General features: G+C 73.0%; 16 protein-coding genes. 11 read left to right on the top strand and 5 right to left on the bottom strand.

Features of this window, described 5'->3' with window-relative positions:
- Positions 1-58: 58 nt before the first annotated feature.
- Both ACFXG1_RS06255 and ACFXG1_RS06250 read left to right on the top strand, forming a co-directional pair.
- Positions 59-1,738 carry an AMP-binding protein gene (locus tag ACFXG1_RS06255; protein ID WP_384741391.1) on the top strand — a complete coding sequence of 560 codons (1,680 nt, stop codon included), beginning with the start codon at positions 59-61 and terminating at the stop codon, positions 1,736-1,738.
- Positions 1,735-3,453, top strand: coding sequence for an AMP-binding protein (locus ACFXG1_RS06250; protein WP_384709604.1), 1,719 nt, complete (start codon positions 1,735-1,737; stop codon positions 3,451-3,453). Before ACFXG1_RS06255 ends, ACFXG1_RS06250 begins: the two co-directional genes overlap by 4 nt.
- Before the next feature lie 83 nt (positions 3,454-3,536).
- Here ACFXG1_RS06250 and ACFXG1_RS06245 read toward each other — a convergent pair whose 3' ends face one another.
- Both ACFXG1_RS06245 and ACFXG1_RS06240 read right to left on the bottom strand, forming a co-directional pair.
- Positions 3,537-4,061: a GNAT family N-acetyltransferase gene (locus tag ACFXG1_RS06245; RefSeq protein WP_384741389.1), complete on the bottom strand. Its 525-nt coding sequence runs from the start codon at positions 4,059-4,061 to the stop codon at positions 3,537-3,539.
- A gap of 47 nt (positions 4,062-4,108) precedes the next feature.
- Entirely contained in the window at positions 4,109-5,038 is a 930-nt protein-coding gene (locus ACFXG1_RS06240) for a LysR family transcriptional regulator (protein WP_384715168.1), read from the bottom strand.
- A 229-nt stretch (positions 5,039-5,267) separates the two neighbouring features.
- Here ACFXG1_RS06240 and ACFXG1_RS06235 point away from each other — a divergent pair, with 229 nt between their 5' ends.
- Genes ACFXG1_RS06235 through cydC form a run of 4 tightly spaced genes read left to right on the top strand, consistent with a single transcriptional unit; the run spans position 5,268 to position 11,230 of the window.
- Positions 5,268-6,557: a cytochrome ubiquinol oxidase subunit I gene (locus ACFXG1_RS06235; RefSeq protein ID WP_384715165.1), complete on the top strand. Its 1,290-nt coding sequence runs from the start codon at positions 5,268-5,270 to the stop codon at positions 6,555-6,557.
- Between the two features lie 59 nt (positions 6,558-6,616).
- Entirely contained in the window at positions 6,617-7,720 is a 1,104-nt protein-coding gene (locus ACFXG1_RS06230; protein ID WP_384715162.1) for a cytochrome d ubiquinol oxidase subunit II, read from the top strand.
- Positions 7,721-7,748: 28 nt separating this feature from the next.
- Complete coding sequence (gene cydD, locus ACFXG1_RS06225) at positions 7,749-9,503, top strand: thiol reductant ABC exporter subunit CydD (protein ID WP_384741386.1); 1,755 nt, start codon at positions 7,749-7,751, stop codon at positions 9,501-9,503.
- Positions 9,500-11,230: a thiol reductant ABC exporter subunit CydC gene (gene cydC / locus ACFXG1_RS06220; protein ID WP_384741384.1), complete on the top strand. Its 1,731-nt coding sequence runs from the start codon at positions 9,500-9,502 to the stop codon at positions 11,228-11,230. Before cydD ends, cydC begins: the two co-directional genes overlap by 4 nt.
- 15 nt (positions 11,231-11,245) lie before the next feature.
- Here the strand turns inward: cydC and ACFXG1_RS06215 are convergent, their stop codons facing one another.
- Positions 11,246-12,028, bottom strand: a complete 783-nt coding sequence (locus ACFXG1_RS06215) for a hypothetical protein (RefSeq protein ID WP_384741382.1) — start codon at positions 12,026-12,028, stop codon at positions 11,246-11,248.
- A 303-nt stretch (positions 12,029-12,331) separates the two neighbouring features.
- Between ACFXG1_RS06215 and gcl the strand changes: the two genes are divergently transcribed.
- Both gcl and ACFXG1_RS06205 read left to right on the top strand, forming a co-directional pair.
- On the top strand, positions 12,332-14,110 hold the full coding sequence (gene gcl, locus ACFXG1_RS06210; protein WP_384721631.1) for a glyoxylate carboligase: 1,779 nt from the start codon (positions 12,332-12,334) through the stop codon (positions 14,108-14,110).
- Between the two features lie 141 nt (positions 14,111-14,251).
- Positions 14,252-14,560 carry a hypothetical protein gene (locus ACFXG1_RS06205; protein WP_384721628.1) on the top strand — a complete coding sequence of 103 codons (309 nt, stop codon included), beginning with the start codon at positions 14,252-14,254 and terminating at the stop codon, positions 14,558-14,560.
- Positions 14,561-15,042: 482 nt separating this feature from the next.
- Here the strand turns inward: ACFXG1_RS06205 and ACFXG1_RS06200 are convergent, their stop codons facing one another.
- Both ACFXG1_RS06200 and ACFXG1_RS06195 read right to left on the bottom strand, forming a co-directional pair.
- Complete coding sequence (locus tag ACFXG1_RS06200; protein ID WP_384723631.1) at positions 15,043-15,936, bottom strand: 2-hydroxy-3-oxopropionate reductase; 894 nt, start codon at positions 15,934-15,936, stop codon at positions 15,043-15,045.
- Positions 15,937-15,994: 58 nt separating this feature from the next.
- Positions 15,995-16,837, bottom strand: a complete 843-nt coding sequence (locus ACFXG1_RS06195) for a TIM barrel protein (protein ID WP_384741379.1) — start codon at positions 16,835-16,837, stop codon at positions 15,995-15,997.
- A gap of 205 nt (positions 16,838-17,042) precedes the next feature.
- On the opposite strand from ACFXG1_RS06195, the gene ACFXG1_RS06190 reads away from it, so the two are divergent.
- The 3 genes from ACFXG1_RS06190 (at position 17,043) to uraD (ending at position 18,583) form a co-directional block, all read left to right on the top strand.
- A complete protein-coding gene (locus ACFXG1_RS06190) occupies positions 17,043-17,294 on the top strand; it encodes a hypothetical protein (RefSeq protein WP_384720554.1) in 252 nt (83 codons plus the stop codon).
- A 164-nt stretch (positions 17,295-17,458) separates the two neighbouring features.
- Positions 17,459-17,779 (top strand): helix-turn-helix domain-containing protein, encoded by a 321-nt coding sequence (locus ACFXG1_RS06185; protein WP_384720563.1) that lies wholly within the window; start codon positions 17,459-17,461, stop codon positions 17,777-17,779.
- Between the two features lie 258 nt (positions 17,780-18,037).
- The gene (gene uraD, locus ACFXG1_RS06180; RefSeq protein WP_384720566.1) at positions 18,038-18,583 is read left to right on the top strand and encodes a 2-oxo-4-hydroxy-4-carboxy-5-ureidoimidazoline decarboxylase; all 546 of its coding nucleotides are present in this window, start codon (positions 18,038-18,040) and stop codon (positions 18,581-18,583) included.
- The last annotated feature ends 62 nt before the right edge of the window (positions 18,584-18,645 follow it).

The following is an 18,645-nucleotide window of genomic DNA, read 5'->3' as shown; positions in this document are numbered from 1 at the left end:
GAGACCTACGTCACTGATTACACGATGCTACTGAGTGGGGCGGCAAGGAGGAGACCACATGGCGACAGACGATGCGACACGGGAATTCCGGGCGGCCCGGGACTTCCTGCTACGGCACCGGGAGGACTACCGGAGCGCGTACGACGGCTTCGTCTGGCCACGACCCGAGTACTTCAACTGGGCACTCGACTGGTTCGACGCGATCGCCGAAGGAAACGACCGCACGGCGCTGCACATCGTGGACGAGGACGGCACCGAGACCCGGCTGAGCTTCCACGAGCTGTCCCGCCGCTCCGACCGGGTCGCCAACTGGCTCCGGGGCCAGGGGGTGCGCGCCGGACACCGGGTGCTGGTGATGCTGGGCAACCAGTACGAGCTGTGGGAGACGGCGCTCGCCGCGATGAAGCTGCGGGCCGTCGTCATCCCCGCAACCCCCCAGCTGGGACCGGCCGATCTGGGGGACCGGGTACGCCGGGGCCGGGCGTCCCATGTCCTCGTACGCTCCGCCGACGTACCCAAGTTCGCCGAGGTGCGCGGCGACTACACCCGGATCGCGGTCGGGCCGCCGGTCGACGGCTGGCTGCCGTACGAGGACGCGTACGACGCCGACCCGAAGTTCACCCCCGAAGGGCTCAGCCGTTCGGACGACCCCCTGTTGCTCTACTTCACCTCCGGCACCACCGCTCGCCCCAAACTCGTGGAGCACACCCACACCTCGTACCCCATCGGTCATCTGGCGACGATGTACTGGATCGGGCTGCGCCCCGGGGACGTCCATCTCAACATCTCGTCGCCGGGCTGGGCCAAGCACGCCTGGTCCAACCTCTTCGCGCCGTGGAACGCGGAGGCGACCGTCTTCGTCCACAACTACCAGCGGTTCGACGCGGCCCGGCTGATGGCCGAGATGGATCGGGCGGGTGTCACCAGTTTCTGCGCCCCGCCCACGGTCTGGCGGATGCTGATCCAGGCGGATCTCGGACTGCTGCGGAACCCGCCGCGCGAGGTGGTGGCCGCCGGTGAGCCGCTGAACCCGGAGGTCATCGAGACCGTACGGCGCGAATGGGGGGTGACGGTCCGCGACGGTTTCGGCCAGACGGAGACCGCCGTCCAGATCGCCAACACCCCGGGCCAGTTGCTGAAGGCCGGGTCGATGGGGCGCCCCAGTCCCGGCTACACCGTCGAACTGCTCGATCCGCTGACCGGGCGGCCCGGGGCCCGGGAGGGCGAGATCGCGCTCGATCTGTCGGCGCGGCCGGTGGGGCTGATGCGCGGCTACCACGGCGACGCGCGCCGCACCGCCGACGCCATGGCCGACGGCTACTACCGCACCGGGGACATCGGGGCCCGCGACACCGACGGCTACATCACCTACATCGGCCGTTCCGACGACGTCTTCAAGGCGTCCGACTACAAGATCTCCCCGTTCGAGCTGGAGAGCGCGCTGCTGGAGCACGAGGCGGTCGCCGAGGCGGCCGTGGTGCCCGCGCCCGATCCCGTACGCCTCGCCGTACCGAAGGCGTACATCGCCCTGGCCGACGGCTGGGAGCCGGGACCGGACACCGCGAAGGCCCTGTTCCGGCACTCGCGCTCGGTCCTCGCCCCGTACAAACGTGTGCGGCGGATCGAGTTCGCCGCTCTGCCCAAGACCGTCTCCGGCAAGATCCGGCGGATCGAGCTGCGGGAACGCACCGCCACCGGCGCCGTCACCACCGAGTACGACGAGGGGGACTTCCGATGACGCTCACCGACGACCACCCGACGCGCCTCGCCCACGACCCGGGGTCCGGGCTCTCCTACGACCACGGCACGGGCGGCGGCCCGCTGCTCGGCGACACCATAGGCCGCAATCTCGACCGGGCGATCGCGGCCTGGCCGGACCGGGAGGCGCTGGTCGACGTCCCCTCGGGCCGGCGGTGGACGTACGCGGAGTTCGGTGCCGACGTCGACCGGCTGGCCCGGGCCCTGATCGGGGCCGGGGTCGCGCCCGGCGACCGGGTCGGCATCTGGGCGGTCAACTGCCCCGAGTGGGTGCTGACGCAGTACGCCACGGCCCGGATCGGGGCCGTGATGGTGAACGTCAACCCCGCCTACCGGTCGCGGGAACTCGGCTATGTGCTGCGGCAGGCCGGGGTGTCCCTGCTCTGCGCCACCCCCCGGCACCGGACCACCGACTACCGCGCCCTGGTGGAGCGGGTCCGCGGCGACTGCCCCGGGCTGCGGGCGGTTCATTACATCGAGGACGCCGAGGGCGCCGCGGACGCCGATGGCAGCGGAGCCGGTGACAGCGGCGCGGGCGGCGCGGGCGATTCCTGGGCGGAGCTGCTGGCGGCGGCGGACGGGGTGACCGGCGAGGACCTCGCGGCCCGGGAGTCGGCGGTGTCGTGCGACGACCCCGTCAACATCCAGTACACCTCCGGCACCACGGGCTTCCCCAAGGGCGCCACCCTCTCCCACCACAACATCCTCAACAACGGCTGGTTCGTGGGGGAGAGCCTCGACTACACGCAGCGGGACCGGATATGCATACCCGTGCCCTTCTACCACTGCTTCGGCATGGTCATGGGCAATCTGGCCGCCACTTCCCACGGCGCGTGCATGGTGATCCCCGCGCCCTCCTTCGACCCCGAGGCGACCCTGGCCGCCGTCGCCGCCGAGCGCTGTACGTCGCTGTACGGGGTCCCCACGATGTTCATCGCCGAACTCGACCACCCCCGCTTCGCCGACCACGACCTGTCGTCGCTGCGTACCGGCATCATGGCGGGCTCGCCCTGCCCGGTCGCGGTGATGCGGCGGGTCGTCGCCGAGATGAACATGGCGGGTGTCGCCATCTGCTACGGCATGACGGAGACCTCGCCCGTCTCCACCCAGACCCGCCGCGACGACGACATCGAACGGCGCACCGGCACCGTCGGCCGGGCCCTGCCCCATATCGAGGTGAAGATCGTCGACCCGGTCACCGGGGTGACCGTGCCCCGGGGCGGCGCGGGGGAGCTGTGCACCCGCGGCTACAGCGTGATGCTGGGCTACTGGGACGAACCGGAACGCACCGCCGAGGTGATCGACGCCGGGCGGTGGATGCACACCGGCGATCTCGCGGTGATGCGCCCCGACGGCTTCGTGGAGATCGTCGGCCGGATCAAGGACATGATCATCCGGGGTGGCGAGAACGTGTACCCCCGGGAGATCGAGGAGTTCCTCCACTCCCATCCGCAGATCGCGGACGTGCAGGTCGTGGGGGTGCCCGACCCGCGGTACGGGGAGGAGATCCTGGCCTGTGTCGTCCCCAGGGACCCCGCCGACCCGCCGACGCTCGACTCCCTGACCGCGTACTGCGACCAGCGGCTCGCCCGCTACAAGATCCCGCGCAGGCTGGAGATCGTCGACGGCTTCCCGATGACGGTGAGCGGCAAGGTCCGGAAGGTGGAGCTGCGGGAGCGGTACGCGCGGGGCTGACGCGGGCCCGCCGTGGAGGGGGGCGTCCCCGAGGGGCGTACGGTACGCGCGGGACGGACGCGTACCGTACGCGCCGGTCGCCGTCAGGCGCCGCCGGGCCCCGGGAGTTCGCGCCGCATACAGACCCGGGGCCAGCGGTCGAGGCCGTGCTCCTGTTCCGCGCGCCGGATCTCCTGCAGCCCCTCCGTGATCCCGGCGTCGTCCAGCGCCCGGAAGCCGATCCGGGCGTAGTACGGGGCGTTCCACGGCACCTCGGCGAAGGTGGTGAGGGTCAGCGCGCCCAGCCCCTCGGCCGCCGCCCGCTCGCCGAGGTGGTCGATCAGCGCGCGGCCCAGCCCGCGGCGCGCGGCGTCCGGACGGACCGACACCTGCTCCACATGGGCGGCCCCGTCGACGGTGTCATGGATCAGATAGGCCAGCGGGCGGTCGTCGTCGTCGACGGCCACCCAGGCGCGTCCGGCCGCGCGATAGCGCTCCAGGATCTCCTCCGCCGGGGGTTCGTCCTCCGCGATCTCCACCATGCCGATCCCCCGGAAGGGCTCCCCGGCGGCCCGTTCGATATCCCGCAGAAGGGGCAGGTCGGCGGCTTCGGCCCGTCGTATGCGCATACCCATCAGTATCCACCGGACGGCCATGGGCGGGCTCGCGGGGCCGGTCAGTCCCGGGCGCCGCCGCGTCCGCGGCGCGGGTCCGGCAGCCGGTGGGACAGCAGGGGGCGGCCGGTGGCGAACTCCCGGAATTTCACGGCCGCGTCGGAGAGATAGCGGTCCTCGCGCCAGACCAGGGTGAGGGTCCGATGGCAGCCGGGCGCGTCGACCCGTACCCAGGCCACCGGGACATGGACATCGGTCCCGACGACCCGGGACACCGACGGGATGAGCCCGACGCCGAGCCCGGCGCTGATCAGGTCCTGGCTGCTGCCCGGCTCGTCGCCCTCGCAGGACAGCCGGGGGGTCAGTCCCTCGGCGGTGAACAGCCGGTCGAGCAGGGCGCGCTGCCAGTGGCCCCGGCGCGTGGTGACGAACGGCTCGTCGGCGATCTCGCGGACCGTCACGCTGTCCCGCCCGTCGAGCCGGTGGCCGAGCGGCACCGCGAGCAGGACCTCCTCCCGCAGCAGCTCGACCGTGGCCAGCCGGGCGCCCGCGAGGGGCTGCGAAGCCACACAGAAGTCGACTTCCCCGGCCCGGAGCCGGCGCTCCATCTCCTCGGCGTTCGACTGGAAGAGCCGGGTCTCGGCCCGCGGGTACGCGGTCCGGAAGCCGCCCAGCAGATGCGCGATGGTCAGCAGCGTCTCGCAGGCCACGGCCACCTGCCCGAGTCCCTCCTCCCTGGCGTCCCGCAACGCCCGCCGCCCGTCGTCCAATTCGCTCAGGGCGCGGTCGACATGGCGCAGGAAGACCGCGCCGTACTGATTGAGCCGGATCCGGCGGCCCTCCCGGTGGAAGAGGGGTGTGCCCAGTTCGTCCTCCAGCCGGGCGATCACCCGGCTCAGGGACGGCTGGGCGATCCGAAGCTCCTCCGCGGCCCGGCTGATGTGCTGATGGCGGGCGACGGTCCTGAAGTAGTGCAACTGACGCAGATCCACGGGCCCACCTTTGCTTATGCCTCTCAAAGCATCTTCACATGGCGAAATCGGTCTTGGAAGGCATAAGCAAAGGTCCCTACGGTCGTTCGACAGGGGGACGCGGCGGCGGCCGGTCAAGCGGGACGGCGCCCGGTTCCTCGCCCCTCCCACCCGTTTCTCCCGCCCGTTTCTCCCGCCCGTCTCTCCCACCTGTTTCTCCCGCCCGTTCGTCACCGAGGAAGGTCGCATCATGAGCGCTGCGGAACTGGCCCGGCTCCAGTTCGCGGCCACGGTCGGCATCCACTGGCTGTTCGTGGTCCTCACCATGGGGCTCGTCCCCCTCGTGGCGATCATGCACACCCGGGCCGCGTACACCCGTGACCCCGCCACCAGGGCCGTCCGGGAGCGGATGACCCGCTTCTGGGGCCAGATCTACGTCATCAACTACGCCGTCGGCATCGTCACCGGCCTGGTGATGGAGTTCCAGTTCGGGCTGAGCTGGAGCGGTCTGAGCAAGTTCGCGGGCAATGTGTTCGGCGCCCCGCTGGCGCTGGAGACCCTGATCGCCTTCTTCGCGGAGTCCACCTTCCTCGGTATGTGGATCTTCGGCTGGGGGCGGCTGCGCCGCGGGACGCACCTCACCCTGATCTGGCTGGTCGCTCTGACGGCGTACGCCTCCGCCTACTGGATCCTGGTCGCCAACGGCTTTATGCAGCACCCCGTCGGCTACGAGGTCCGCGACGGCGTCGCCCACCTCACCGACTTCGGCGCGATGCTGACCAACCCCAGCGCGCTGTTGGCACTGGCGCATGTCGCGCTCGCCGCGCTGACCACGGGCGGCGTCCTCGTCACCGGGATCAGCACGTACCACCTCGCCCGCGGCACCCGGGAGACGGAGCTGTTCCGGGGCTCCCTGCGCCTGGGACTCCCGGTGGCGACGATCGCCTCCTTCTTCGTGATCATCGTCGGGGATCTGCAACTCCCGGTGATCCGCCGGACCCAGCCCATGAAGACGGCCGTCCTGGAGGGCGACGGCGTCGAACAGCTCCAGGGGCGGTTGTCACGGGTGTACGGGCCCGGCGACTACACGCCCCCGCAGGAGTGGGTGCGCTTCGGCATGGACTCGATGACCCTCATCGGCAACACGGTATCCACCGTCACCCTCGTCGCCGTTCTGCTGCTGTGGCGGGACCTGCTGATCCGGCGGCGCTTCATCGCCTACCTGATGACGGCGATGATCCCGCTCCCGTTCCTCGCCTCCATCGGCGGCTGGGTGGTCCGCGAGATGGGGCGCCAGCCCTGGATCGTCTACGGCGAACTGACCGTCGAGGACGCCCTCTCCTCCGTCGACCGGACGTCACTCGCCGTCTCCTGCGCCGTGTTCATCACCGTCTTCGTGGCCCTCGCGGTCGTGAACACGACCCTGATCACCCGCTTCGCCCGCGGCGGACCTGACGCTGTCCGGCTCGGTGTCGTCGAGCCCCTCCCCGACGACATACCCGGCACCGACGACGAGCGGCCCGCCGTACCCGCCCTGTGACCCCTGGCACCCCCTCCGACGCTACGGACCTACGGACCTACGGACAAGGAAGCACGACGATGAGCCTCGCGACCCTCTGGCTGGTCCTCCTCGGGCTGCTCCTGGCCGGGTACTTCGTCCTCGGCGGCTACGACTACGGGGCCCAGATGCTCCACCGCCGGCTGAACCGGGCCACGCCGGACGGCCGGGTCCGGACAGCGGCGCCGTCGACGCCGGGGGCGGGGCCGCCGGGTGCCCCGGGCCGGACGGGAGCTTCCGGACACCGCCCGGGGGCCGGGCGGAACGCCGCCCTCGACGCCGTCGCCCCGTACTTCCTCGGCAACGAGGTGTGGCTGGTCGCCTTCACCGGTGTCCTGTTCGGCGCCTTCCCCTACTGGGAGGGCAGCCTGCTGTCCGGCCTGTATCCGCTGATCGTGACGATCCTCGTCGGTCTCGTCCTCGGCGGCGCGGCCGTCCAGCTCCGCGGCCGGTCCGACGACGCCCGGGCCCGCCGCCGCTGGGACGCCCTGATCGTCTTCGGTGGAGCGGTGCCCGCCGTCGGCTGGGGGCTCGTCCTGGGGCTCCTCCTGTCCGGTGTGCCCCGCCGCCCGGACGGCAGCTTCCACATCGGCGCCGGTGACGTCCTCGCGCCGTTCGTCCTCGCCTGCGGGGCGACCACCGCGCTCCTCTTCGCCGCGCACGGTGCCGCGTTCGTCGCCCTGCGGGCGGCGCCGGGGCCCGCCGAAGCGGCCCGCCGCACGGCCGCGGCGCTCCTGCCGTGGGCCGGGGCCACCGCCCTGGCGGCCCTGCTGCTGACCTTGGCGGGCGCGGGCCCCGCGATGACGAACCCCGGCCCGTCGGCGATGATCGCCGCCCTGTTCGCGGCGGCCTTGGCGCTCGCCCGCGGGTTCCTCGCCGCGGGGCGCCCCGGCCGGGCGTTCGCGGCCACGGCCTGCGCCACCGCCCTGCCCGTACCGCTGGTCGGCGCCGGACACCACCCGTACGTCCTGATCACCCCGGCGGGCGACGGGATGACCGTGGACCAGGCCGTCACCGACGACGCCACGCTGCACCTCCTCACCGGCTTCGGAGCCGTGCTGATCCCGGTGATCCTCGGCTACCAGGCCTGGAGCTGGTGGACCTTCAGGGGACGCACGGGCCGCCGCCATCCCCACTACTTCTGACCCGGCGATCCCCCGAGAGGTGCCCGGAATGCGACCCGACCGACACCGACTGACCCGGGAACTCCCCGTCCTGCGACGGCACCGGACCCGCTGTCTGCTGCTGGCACTGCCCGCCGCCGCCCTCGTCGTCGCCCAGGCCGTCCTCCTGGCGGGGATCGTCGCCGACGGCTTCGCCGGACGGACGGTCACCCCGGCCCCGCTGATCGCCCTGGGCGCCGTGATGGCCGGACGCGCCCTGCTGACCAGGCTGCGCGACCTCCTCGCCCGGCGCGCCGCCGCCGACGCCAAACGCGCGCTCCGCGACCGGCTCACCACCGCCCTGGAACGCACCCCCGCGTCACGGCTCGCCGCCGGGCGCCACGGCGAGACCGCCACCCTCCTCACCCGGGGCCTCGACGGACTCGACCCGTACGTCACCGGCTATCTGCCCACCGCCGCCGCCACCGCGGTGATCCCCGCCGCGGTCATCGGCTGGCTGACGTGGACCGACTGGACATCGGCGCTCGTCGTCGTCCTCACCCTGCCGCTGATCCCGGTCTTCGGCGCCCTCGTCGGCGCGCACACCGCCCGCCGCACCGCCCGCCAGTGGCGGCTGCTGGCCCGGCTCGGCGGCCACTTCCTCGACGTCGTCGCCGGGCTGCCGACCCTGCGCGCCTTCGGCCGCGAAGGGCACCAGGCCCGGGTACTCGCCGAGACCGCCGACGCCCACCGCCGGGCCACCCTGCGGACCCTGCGGGTGGCGTTCCTCTCGTCCCTCGTCCTGGAGACCGTCGCCACCCTCTCCGTCGCCATGGTCGCCGTCCCGGTCGGACTGCGGCTGCTCGGTGGCGGGACCGACCTGGCAACGGCCCTGACCGTGCTGCTCCTCGCACCGGAGGCCTACGTGCCGCTGCGGGCCGCCGCCGGGGCCTTCCACGAGAGCGCCGAGGGCGTCGCGGTGGCCGAACGGGTCTTCGCCGTACTCGACGCCGTCCCGCCGCGGCGGGACGGCGCCCGGCGCCTCCCCGTCCCCGTCCCCGACGCCCGTACGGCTCCCCTCCGCCTCGACCGGGTGACGGTCCGCCACCCGGGCCGTACCGCCCCCGCCCTCGACGGCGTCACCCTGACCGTCCGGCCCGGTGAGCGCGTCGCCCTCGTCGGCCCCAGCGGCGCGGGCAAGTCCACCCTGCTGTCCGTGCTCGCCGGGCTCGTCATCCCGGCCGGGGGCCGGGTCGGGATCGGCGGTACCGACCTCGCGGACCTCGACCCCGACGCCTGGCGCGCCCAGGTGGCCCTGGTGCCCCAGCGGCCCCATCTGTTCGCGGCGTCCGTCGCCGACAACATCCGTATCGGCCGCCCCGGGGCGACCGACGACGAGGTACGCGCGGCGGCCCGCGCCGCGCACGCCGACGGCTTCGTCGCCGAACTGCCGTACGGGTACGACACCGTGCTGGGCGAGCGGGGCGCCGGACTCTCGACCGGGCAGGCCGGACGGATCGCGCTCGCCCGCGCCTTCCTCAAGGACGCGCCCGTCCTCCTCCTCGACGAACCGACGGCCCATCTCGACCCGGTGAGCGAAGCCGTCGTGACCCGCGCCGTCGTCGCCCTGACGCGGGGCCGTACCACTGTGATGGCCGTCCACCGGACGAGCCTGCTGCCGCACGCCGACCGGATCGTCCGGGTCCGCGGCGGCGCCGTCGAGGAAGCGCCCGTCGAGGAAGCGCCCGTCGTGGCGGCGTCCGCCGTGGCCGCGTCCTTCGAGGGCCCGCCCGTCGAGGCCGTGGAAGGGCCGGTGTCCCGATGACACGTACCGTCGTACGAACCCGCCCGGCACCCGCGGCACCCACGCTCCGGCTGCTGCGGCTCCTCGTCCCCTACCGGTGGGCTCTGCTGCCCGCCGTCCTGGCAGCGGCCGCCGGGGAACTGGCGGGGGCGGCCCTGACGGCGACCGCCGCCTGGCTGATCACCCGCGCCGCCGAGCAGCCGCCGCTCGCCGCCGTGAGCCTGGCGATCGTCGCCGTACGCGCCCTCGCCATCGGGCGGGGACTGCTGCGCTACACCGAGCGGCTGCTGGGCCACGACGGTGTCCTGCGGGCCGCCGCCGGCTTCCGCGCCCGAGTGTACGAGGCGCTGGTCCCGCTCGCCCCCGGAGGTCTCCCGGCGTTCCGGGACGGCGATCTGCTGACCCGGCTCGTCGACGACGTCGACGCCGTACAGGACTTGCTGCTGCGGATCCTGATCCCGGTCGCGGCTGCCTGCGCGGTCGCGGCCGCCGCCACCACCACCGCCGTGGCGCTGCTGCCGGAGGCCGGGTTCCTGCTGGGGGCATCACTGGCCGCGGCGGGGATCCTGGTGCCGCTGCCCGTGCTCGTCCTGGCGCGCCGTACCGGCGGGGCCGAGAAGGCGGACCGGACCGAACTCGCCGCACTCACCGTGGACATGACCCGCGGAGCGGTGGATCTCGCCGCGTACGGTGCCCGGGGCCGCGCCCACGACCGGGTCCGGCGCGTCACCGCCCGGATCGCCGGGTGGGAACGCCGTGGCGCCCTGACCGAGTCCACGGCGACCGCCACCGTACGCCTGCTCCAGGCCGCGGCGACGGTCGGAGTCGTCGCCCTCGCGCTGCGGGCCCACGCGACGGGCGCGCTGCCCGCCGTCCATCTCACGGTCCTCGCCGTCCTCGCGCTGGTCTCCTTCGACGCCCTGGCGCCCCTGCCCGCCGCCGCCCGGCGGCTCGCGGCCGTCCGTGTCTCCGCCCGCCGCCTGGCCGAACTCCTCGACACCCCGCCGCCCGTGACGGACCCGCCCGCCCCCCTGCCACCGGCGGAAACGGGCCCGGTCGGGGTCGACATCGCGGATCTGCGGGTACGGCACGGTCCCGGTGGGCCCCCGGCGCTCGACGGGGTGAGCCTGCGGCTGCCGCCCGGTCGCCGGGCCGTCCTCGTCGGCGCCAGCGGCTCCGGGAAGTCGACCCTGGTCGCCGCGTTGCTCCGGTTCGTCCCCTACGAGGCCGGGAGCATCCAAGTCGGCGGACGCGAACTGCGCGAACTGGCGGGCGACGACGTCCGGCGCGTGATCACCGGGATGACGCAGGACGCCCATGTCTTCCACGCCACGATCCGGGCGAACCTGCTCATGGCCAAACCCGGCGCGACCGAAGCCGAACTGCGCGGCGCGGCGCGCCGGGCCAGGATCCTCGACTGGATCGAGTCGCTGCCCGACGGCTGGGACACCCTCGTCGGCGGGGACGGCGCCACGGTCTCCGGCGGGCAGCGCGGACGGCTGCTGCTGGCCCGCGCGCTGCTCGCCGATCCACCCGTCCTCGTCCTCGACGAACCCACCGAGGGGCTCGACGCGGACACCGCAGCAGCCGTGCTCGCCGACGTCCTCGACGCCACCCGGGGGCGTACGACCCTCCTGATCACCCATGAGCGGGCCGGGATCGAGGCGGCGGACCTGGTGGTCACCCTCGACCGGGGCCGGATGCGTTCCACCGACACCGCCACCGACACCGCCACAGCCACCGGCTGACCGGCTGACGCGAGGTCAGGGCGCGCCCGTCGCCAGGAGTCGGCGGGCCGGGTCGTTCACGGGCTGCGGTTCGCCCGCGAGATCGACCGTGAACAGGGGGATCCCGAGGTAGTCCGCGCGGGTCAGCGCCTCGTCGGTGTAACCGGCGAGGGCGAAGTAGACCGTGGCCGCCGCCGCGCTGAGGCCGTTGAGCCAGAGGCACTCCACATCGCGCAGCGTCGTCCGCAGGGTGGAGGGTTCGACCTGCGCGATGACGCCCCGGCCGCGCAGATCGGTGCCCGTCGGGGGGCGGGGTCCGGCGGGGGCCCCGGCGCGCGGCTCGGGCTGGTGCACCACCTGCGGCACCACATCGCGGTAGCCGAGCCAGGTCAGAAAGCGCCCGGCCGCGCCGACCGCGTCCCGGGCGGTCCGGATGGGCACCGGCCGGAACGGGGGACGTGGCTCCCCGCCCGCGCGGGGCCGGGGGACGCGGTCGGCCGCCCCCGGTCGTTCGGCGGCGGGCGGCGGGCCGTCCTGCTCGGAGTCCGGGTCGCCCGGCGCCCGGACGGGCGGACGGAGCAGCGTCCCGCACGGACAGCCCAGTTCGGGCCGGGGCCAGTCGTCGTCGCGGCCGCAGCTCTCGCAGCGGACGGTCACCCACTCGTCGTCCCAGACCCGGCGGTGGAGCACTTCCGGCGCGGTGGCGCTCCGCAGGGGGACCGCGACCGGGGCGCCGCAGGGGCAGGGGTAGACGGGGGAGACATAGCGGTGGTCCCGATGGCAGGCGGGACAGCGCAGGTGGACCGGCTCGGCCGTCATGGCGTCCCCTCTTCCGTGCCCGGCGCGCCGGCGGCGCCGTACGGGCGGACGCCCCGGGCACGCGGGCCCCGCCGGGCCGGTGGCGCGGCGGTCGTCGTATCGCTGGTGGTTCGGTCGGACCCATGGTCCCGCACCCGGCGGTCGGCCGGGAGCCCCACCCCCGTCCCTTGACGCTGCCCGGACCGGCTTCTACATTGATTTCACATACCAGAATCTCTTTTCCGAATCGCGGAAGTTGTTAAGGTCCCATGTGAGGGACACGGCGGTTCGCGATGAGGGGTCCGAGCAGATCGGGGGGCGCACATGCCTCGTATGACCGCTGCCCGCGCGGCAGTCGAGATCCTCCAGCGGGAAGGCGTCTCCCATGCCTTCGGCGTCCCGGGCGCCGCGATCAACCCGTTCTACAAGGCGCTGAAGGAGGGCGGCGGTATCGCCCACACCCTCGCCCGGCACGTCGAGGGCGCCTCCCATATGGCGGAGGGGTACACCCGGACCCGGCCGGGGAACATCGGGGTCTGTGTCGGTACGTCGGGCCCTGCCGGGACCGACATGATCACCGGGCTCTACTCGGCCATGGGGGACTCGATCCCGATCCTCTGCATCACCGGCCAGGCACCCACCGCGGTGATGCACAAGGAGGACTTCCAGGCCGTCGACATCGCGTCCATCGCCCGGCCCGTCACCAAGGCGGCCACCACGGTGATGGAGGCCGCGCAGGTCCCCGGGGTGTTCCAGCAGGCGTTCCATCTGATGCGCTCGGGCCGCCCCGGCCCGGTACTGATCGATCTGCCGCTGGACGTCCAGCAGACGGAGATCGAGTTCGACCCCGATACGTACACCCCGCTGCCCGTCCACCGGCCGGTCGCGAGCCGGGCCCAGGCCGCCAAGGCGCTGGAGATGCTGCTGGCCGCCGAACGGCCGCTGATCGTGGCGGGCGGCGGGGTCGTCAACGCGGACGCGTCGGCGGAGCTGGTCGAGTTCGCCGAGCTGACCGGGGTGCCGGTCGTGCCGACGCTGATGGGCTGGGGCACGATCCCCGACGACCACGAGCTGAACGCGGGGATGGTCGGCCTCCAGACCTCCCACCGCTACGGCAACGCCACCTTCCTGGAGTCCGACTTCGTCCTCGGTATCGGCAATCGCTGGGCCAACCGGCACACCGGCGGTCTGGACGTCTACACCCGGGGCCGGACCTTCGTCCATGTCGATATCGAACCCACCCAGATCGGACGGATCTTCGCCCCCGACTACGGCATCGTCTCCGACGCCCGCGCCGCCCTCGGCCTCTTCGTGGAGCTGGCCCGCGAGCACCGGGACGCGGGCACCCTGCCCGACCGCTCCGCCTGGGCGGCGTCGGCGCGCCGGCGCCGGGCGACCCTCCAGCGGCGTACGCACTTCGACGACGTACCGATGAAACCGCAGCGCGTCTACGAGGAGATGAACCGCGCCTTCGGCCCCGAGACGCGGTACGTCACCACCATCGGCCTCTCCCAGATCGCCGGCGCCCAGATGCTCCACGTCTACCGGCCGCGCCACTGGATCAACTGCGGCCAGGCCGGGCCGCTCGGCTGGACCATCCCGGCCGCCCTCGGCGTCGCCACCGCCGACCCCGACACCCCGGTCGTCGCGCTCTCCGGCGACTACGACTTCCAGTTCATGCTGGAGGAGCTGGCGGTCGGGGCCCAGCACCGCATCCCTTACGTCCACGTTCTCGTCAACAACGCCTACCTCGGCCTGATCCGCCAGGCGCAGCGGAACCTCGATATCGACTTCCAGGTCAATCTGGAGTTCGAGAACATCAACTCCCCCGAACTCGGCGTCTACGGTGTCGACCACGTCAAGGTCGTCGAGGGCCTGGGCTGCAAGGCCCTGAGGGTCACCGAGCCGGACGCGCTGCTGCCCGCCTTCGAGGAGGCGCGGAAGCTGGCGGCGGAGTACCGCGTGCCGGTGGTCGTGGAGGCGATCCTGGAACGGGTCACCAATATCTCCATGGGAGTCCAGATCGACGCGGTCCACGAGTGGGAGGAGGTGGCCACGGAACCGGGCCACGCCCCCACGTCCGTCGTACCGCTGGAGATCTGACGCCGGAACGGTGCCGTGCCCCCGCCGATCCCCGGCGGGGGCACACGCGTTTCAGCGGGCCCGGGCCCGGAAATCCGAAGCCGCTGTACGTTGCAACGGCTTACGGTGGTCCCGGACACAGCACCACGAAGGAGCCACCCCATGGAGACCCCGGGCCTGCCGGAGGGATTCGTCCCCGTGACCGAGGACATCTGCCGGATGTGCGGCTGGACCGACGGCGGTTTGACCTGGGAGGACGGCTGGCCCACTGCGAGCATCTGCGCCTGCTGCGGCACCGAGTCCGGCATCGGCGACATGGGCTGGCCCGGGAACGCCCGCCATCTGGAGGGGATCCGGGCCTTCCGCGGCTGGTGGGTGGGGAACGGCGCGGTCTGGTACCGCCCGTACCACCGTCCCCCGGACTGGGACCTGCTGACCCAGCTGGCGAACATCCCGCAGCACTGGCGCTGACGATCCGCACCCGCGCTACGGCTCTCCGGGCCGTCGCCTTGGTCGTCACGGCGGGCCGCCGGGGCGATGGCTTTCGGCTTCTGCCCGGGCAGGGGCAACCGCGCCCGGACGGAACGGGCGATCACGGGGGTGCCCGTGTGCGCAGAGGCTTCGGTGTGCTTCCGAGTGTTCGTCAGGATGCCGACATGAGAAGGCCGGAGGTGCCCCGAGTCGGGGTACCTCCGGCCTGGGAAGAAGCTTGACCGCACAACGGGTCGTCGGCGAGCCGTACGGGTCAACACCTCAGCGGATCCGCACGGCGGTTCGGGTCGCCCGGGGCGCGGCCCCGGGCGGGTTCGTGGGTGTACGCGTCGCGCGGTGTGCGGGACGCGTCTTGACGCGGCGGCCGTGGGGGTATCCGGGTGGCGACGGTGCCTGGGCGCGACAGGACAGGTGTCGGCGCCGTCGCCACCCGGAGTCCGGGGCCGGAACGGCGGCGGGGGTCAGCCGGTCGGTGTGCCCGAGAGCCGTTCGACGGAGCGCAGCAGGGCCGCGTGGTCGAGCCCGCCGTCGCCCTGGGACCGCAGGGACGCGATCAGCTGGGCGACCACGGCGCCGACCGGGAGCGCGGCGCCCACCTCGCGGGCCGCGTCGGTGACGATGCCCATGTCCTTGTGGTGCAGGTCGATCCGGAAGCCGGGACGGAAGTCGCGCCGGATGAACGCGTCCTTCTTGCGGGCCAGGACCGTGGAGCCGGCGAGTCCGCCGCCGAGGACGTCGAGGGCGGCGGCGAGGTCGACGCCCGACTTCTCCAGGAAGACCACGGCCTCCGCGCACGCCTGGATATTGACCGCCACGATCAGCTGATTGGCGGCCTTCACCGTCTGGCCCGCGCCGTGCGGACCGCAGTGGACGACCGTTCTGCCGAGCGCCTCGAACAGCGGCAGCGCGCTGTCGAAGTCGGCCCGTTCGCCGCCGACCATGATGGAGAGGACCGCCTCGACCGCCCCGGGCTCGCCGCCGGAGACCGGGGCGTCCAGGACCCGGAGACCCTTCTCCCGGCCGGCGGCCGCCAGCTCGACGGAGGTCCGCGGGGTGATCGACGACATGTCGATCAGGAGGGCGCCCGGCCTCGCGTGCTCCAGGATCCCGTCGGGGCCGTAGGCGATCGCCTCGACCTGGGGGGAGGCCGGGACCATTGTGACGATCACATCCGCGTCGCGGACCGCGTCGGCGACGGACGCGGCGGCGGTGCCGCCCGCCGCGGTCAGCCGCTCCAGCTTGGCCTGTTCCAGGGTGAAGCCGGTGACCGTGTAACCGGCCTTCAACAGGTTCTCGGCCATGGGCGAGCCCATGATGCCGAGACCGATCCATGCCACCGTGGGCTGAGTGCTCATATGGATGCCTTTCCGGCCGCGGGGGCTTCGGGGGTGTGGGAGAGGGGGGTACGGGGGGTCAGGCGCGGGCCGCTCGGGCCTCGTACGGCAGCCAGTCGAAGCTCTCGGCGCTCGGCCGGTCGCCCGGCTTGTACTCGAGGCCGACCCAGCCCGGGTAACCGGCCGCCGTGAGGTCGTCCAGCAGCCGTTCGAGGGGGAGCGTGCCCGTGCCGGGCGCGCCGCGGCCGGGGTCGTCGGCGATCTGGACATGTCCGACGCGGTCCGCGTACGCGGCGATCGCCGCGCCGAGGTCCTCCCCGTTCCTGGCCAGGTGGTAGAGGTCGAGCAGGAACTTCGCGTTCCCGAGGCCCGTCGCCGCGTTCACCTTGTCCGCGACCTCCACCGCCGACGCCGCGGTCACCAGCGGATAGTCCGGGGACTCGGGCCGGTTGAGCGCCTCGAGCAGCAGGGTGGCGCCGATCCGGTCGGCGGCCCGGGCCGCGAGCGCCAGATTCTCCAGGGCGAGAGCGTCCTGGGCCGCCGGGTCGGCGCCCGGGACCCGGTTGCCGTAGAGCGCGTTGAGCGCCCGGCAGCCCACGGAATCGGCGAACGACGCCGCCACCTCCACATTGGCGCGGAAGCGGGCCGACTCCTCGCCGGGGACGGAGAGCGCGCCCCGGTCCGGGCCCGGCAGCCGTCCGGCGTAGAAGTTCAGCCCCACCAGCCGGGTGCCCGCGTCCGTCAGCGCCTGCCGCAGCGCGTCCCGTTCGGTCCGTGAAGGGGTCGGATCGTCGATCCACGGCCACCACAGCTCGACCGCGGTGAAGCCGGCCGCCGCGGCGGCCGCCGGACGGTCGAGGAGCGGCAGTTCGGTGAAGAGGATCGACAGATTCACATCGAAGCGGTGGCCGGTGTAGCCCATGAGGAGCCGTACCCCTTCTCTTTCCGTAATGTGGAAGTAAGTTTCTGCTCAATGGAAGCGTGCGGGTGGGGTGAGGGGGTTGTCAAGAGGGCTCGCGGCTCCGGTCCGCGCGGTGGGGCCGCGTCCGTTAGGGTCGGCTCGCGGTGGCCGGACGGGCGTACCGTGAGCCGGAACGTCGCGGTGGTCTGGGGAGAGAGTGCGCGGGATGCGACTGACAGTGGAGTTCACGACCGAGCCCTTCGACCTCGACGAAGCACCGCCGCACGCGGTCGTCGCCAAAGAGGTGATCCTGGGCGCCGGTCTCGACGCCGTGGACGTCGGGCCCTTCGGCAATACGGTGGAAGGGCGGGCCGAACCGGTGCTCGCCGCCGTGGACGCCCTGCTGCGCCGCTCCTTGGAGGCCGGGGCGACCCGGATATCGCTCCAGGTCAATGTGGTGCCGGGGGAGGAGCGGTGAACTCTCCCGATGCCCGGCGGCCCGCGACCGCCCGCCCCCCTGATCCGGCCGCGCCCGCCGAAGCCGCCGCCTCGGTCGAAGTCGCCGCCGCAACCGAAACCGCGGTCGAAGTCGATGCCGACGCGCATCCGCTGACCCGGGCCCTCCGGCCCCTCGTCGACGCCATGGGTGCCGAACTGGTCCGCCCCGGTCTGGCCGGGCCCGACGACGTGGTGCTCACCTGGGAGGGCCGCGAGGTCGTCGCCGTACGGCTGCCGCAGCTCTCCGACTCCCTCGACCGCATCCTGGCCGCGCTGGAGCGCAACCACGGCAAGCCGCTGGCCGAGCTGGACCGCAAGGAGAAGCAGCGGGTCGTACGGAATCTGGAGGCGCGCGGCGCCTTCTCGGTGCGCCATGGCGTGGAGACCGTCGCCGGGGCGCTCGGCGTCAGCCGCTTCACCGTCTACAACTACCTCAACAGGGAGAACGCGGCCCGGGGCGGTTGACGCCGGAGTGCCGGAATCGCCGTGCGGATCGCCGTGCGCGGGCGTACGTGCCGGTGCCGGCCGGGTGAACAGGTGATGGCCGAAGTTTTCAACAAAGTGTTGACCTTCGGTTGTGGAGCGCGTTAGCTATGCGCAGCCCGACTAGGTGCCCGACCGGACAGGCTCAACGGGCCCAGCAGTCCCAGCAGTCGCAGCAGACCCACGTGACCATCAGCCACGGAGGTTCCCGTGACGTCGAGTCCACCACGCCACGCGGGAGTGCGGGAAGCGGCCGGATCCCCCGGTGGACCCGAGGACCCACCCGAGGGCCTCAGCCGCTTCAACTCCGCTCCACAGCAGGACGCGAGCGCCGCACTCCACGAGATTTGCGCCAGTACGGCCTGGGGGAACGCCCTCCTCCGCGGCCGCCCGTACGCCACCGTCGACGGTCTCGTCGCCGCCGGTGACGCCGCCACCGCCGCCCTGACGGCCGGTGACCTCGCCGAGGCGATGGCGGGCCATCCCCCGATCGGCCGTCCCCGGGCCGGCGATCCGGCCTCGGCGCGCGAACAGCGCGGCATGGCCGGGGCGTCCGACGCCCTGCGGACGGAGATGCTGGAACTGAACCTCGCCTATCAGGAGAAGTTCGGCCATGTCTTTCTGATCTGCGCCACCGGGCGCACCGGCGAGGAGATGCGCGACGCGGCCCGGGCCCGGCTCGGCCATACCCCGGAGCGCGAGCGGGAGATCATCAGGACCGAGCTGGCCGGTATCAACCGGATCCGGCTCACCCGGCTCGCCGGGTCCGCGCCGGAGGACGGCTGACCCCGGCCCTACCCGTCCGTATCCACCGTTCTTACCCGTTCCCGGCCGTTCGGGGACGGTCG

It is taken from the genome of Streptomyces sp. NPDC059248, assembly GCF_042753905.1.
Classification (GTDB): Bacteria; Actinomycetota; Actinomycetes; order Streptomycetales; family Streptomycetaceae; genus Streptomyces.
The sequence above is the reverse complement of the archived record's forward strand: the minus strand, read 5'-3'. Positions and strand labels throughout refer to the sequence as shown.

Bases quoted from the DNA above. Each gene is read 5' to 3' on its own strand.
- ACFXG1_RS06255 (WP_384741391.1), top strand. From the start codon at position 59: ATGGCGACAGACGATGCGACACGGGAATTCCGGGCGGCCCGGGACTTC.
- ACFXG1_RS06250 (WP_384709604.1), top strand. From the start codon at position 1,735: ATGACGCTCACCGACGACCACCCGACGCGCCTCGCCCACGACCCGGGG.
- ACFXG1_RS06245 (WP_384741389.1), bottom strand. From the start codon at position 4,061: ATGCGCATACGACGGGCCGAAGCCGCCGACCTGCCCCTTCTGCGGGAT.
- ACFXG1_RS06235 (WP_384715165.1), top strand. From the start codon at position 5,268: ATGAGCGCTGCGGAACTGGCCCGGCTCCAGTTCGCGGCCACGGTCGGC.
- ACFXG1_RS06230 (WP_384715162.1), top strand. From the start codon at position 6,617: ATGAGCCTCGCGACCCTCTGGCTGGTCCTCCTCGGGCTGCTCCTGGCC.
- cydD (WP_384741386.1), top strand. From the start codon at position 7,749: ATGCGACCCGACCGACACCGACTGACCCGGGAACTCCCCGTCCTGCGA.
- cydC (WP_384741384.1), top strand. From the start codon at position 9,500: ATGACACGTACCGTCGTACGAACCCGCCCGGCACCCGCGGCACCCACG.
- ACFXG1_RS06215 (WP_384741382.1), bottom strand. From the start codon at position 12,028: ATGACGGCCGAGCCGGTCCACCTGCGCTGTCCCGCCTGCCATCGGGAC.
- gcl (WP_384721631.1), top strand. From the start codon at position 12,332: ATGCCTCGTATGACCGCTGCCCGCGCGGCAGTCGAGATCCTCCAGCGG.
- ACFXG1_RS06205 (WP_384721628.1), top strand. From the start codon at position 14,252: ATGGAGACCCCGGGCCTGCCGGAGGGATTCGTCCCCGTGACCGAGGAC.
- ACFXG1_RS06200 (WP_384723631.1), bottom strand. From the start codon at position 15,936: ATGAGCACTCAGCCCACGGTGGCATGGATCGGTCTCGGCATCATGGGC.
- ACFXG1_RS06195 (WP_384741379.1), bottom strand. From the start codon at position 16,837: ATGGGCTACACCGGCCACCGCTTCGATGTGAATCTGTCGATCCTCTTC.
- ACFXG1_RS06190 (WP_384720554.1), top strand. From the start codon at position 17,043: ATGCGACTGACAGTGGAGTTCACGACCGAGCCCTTCGACCTCGACGAA.
- ACFXG1_RS06185 (WP_384720563.1), top strand. From the start codon at position 17,459: ATGGGTGCCGAACTGGTCCGCCCCGGTCTGGCCGGGCCCGACGACGTG.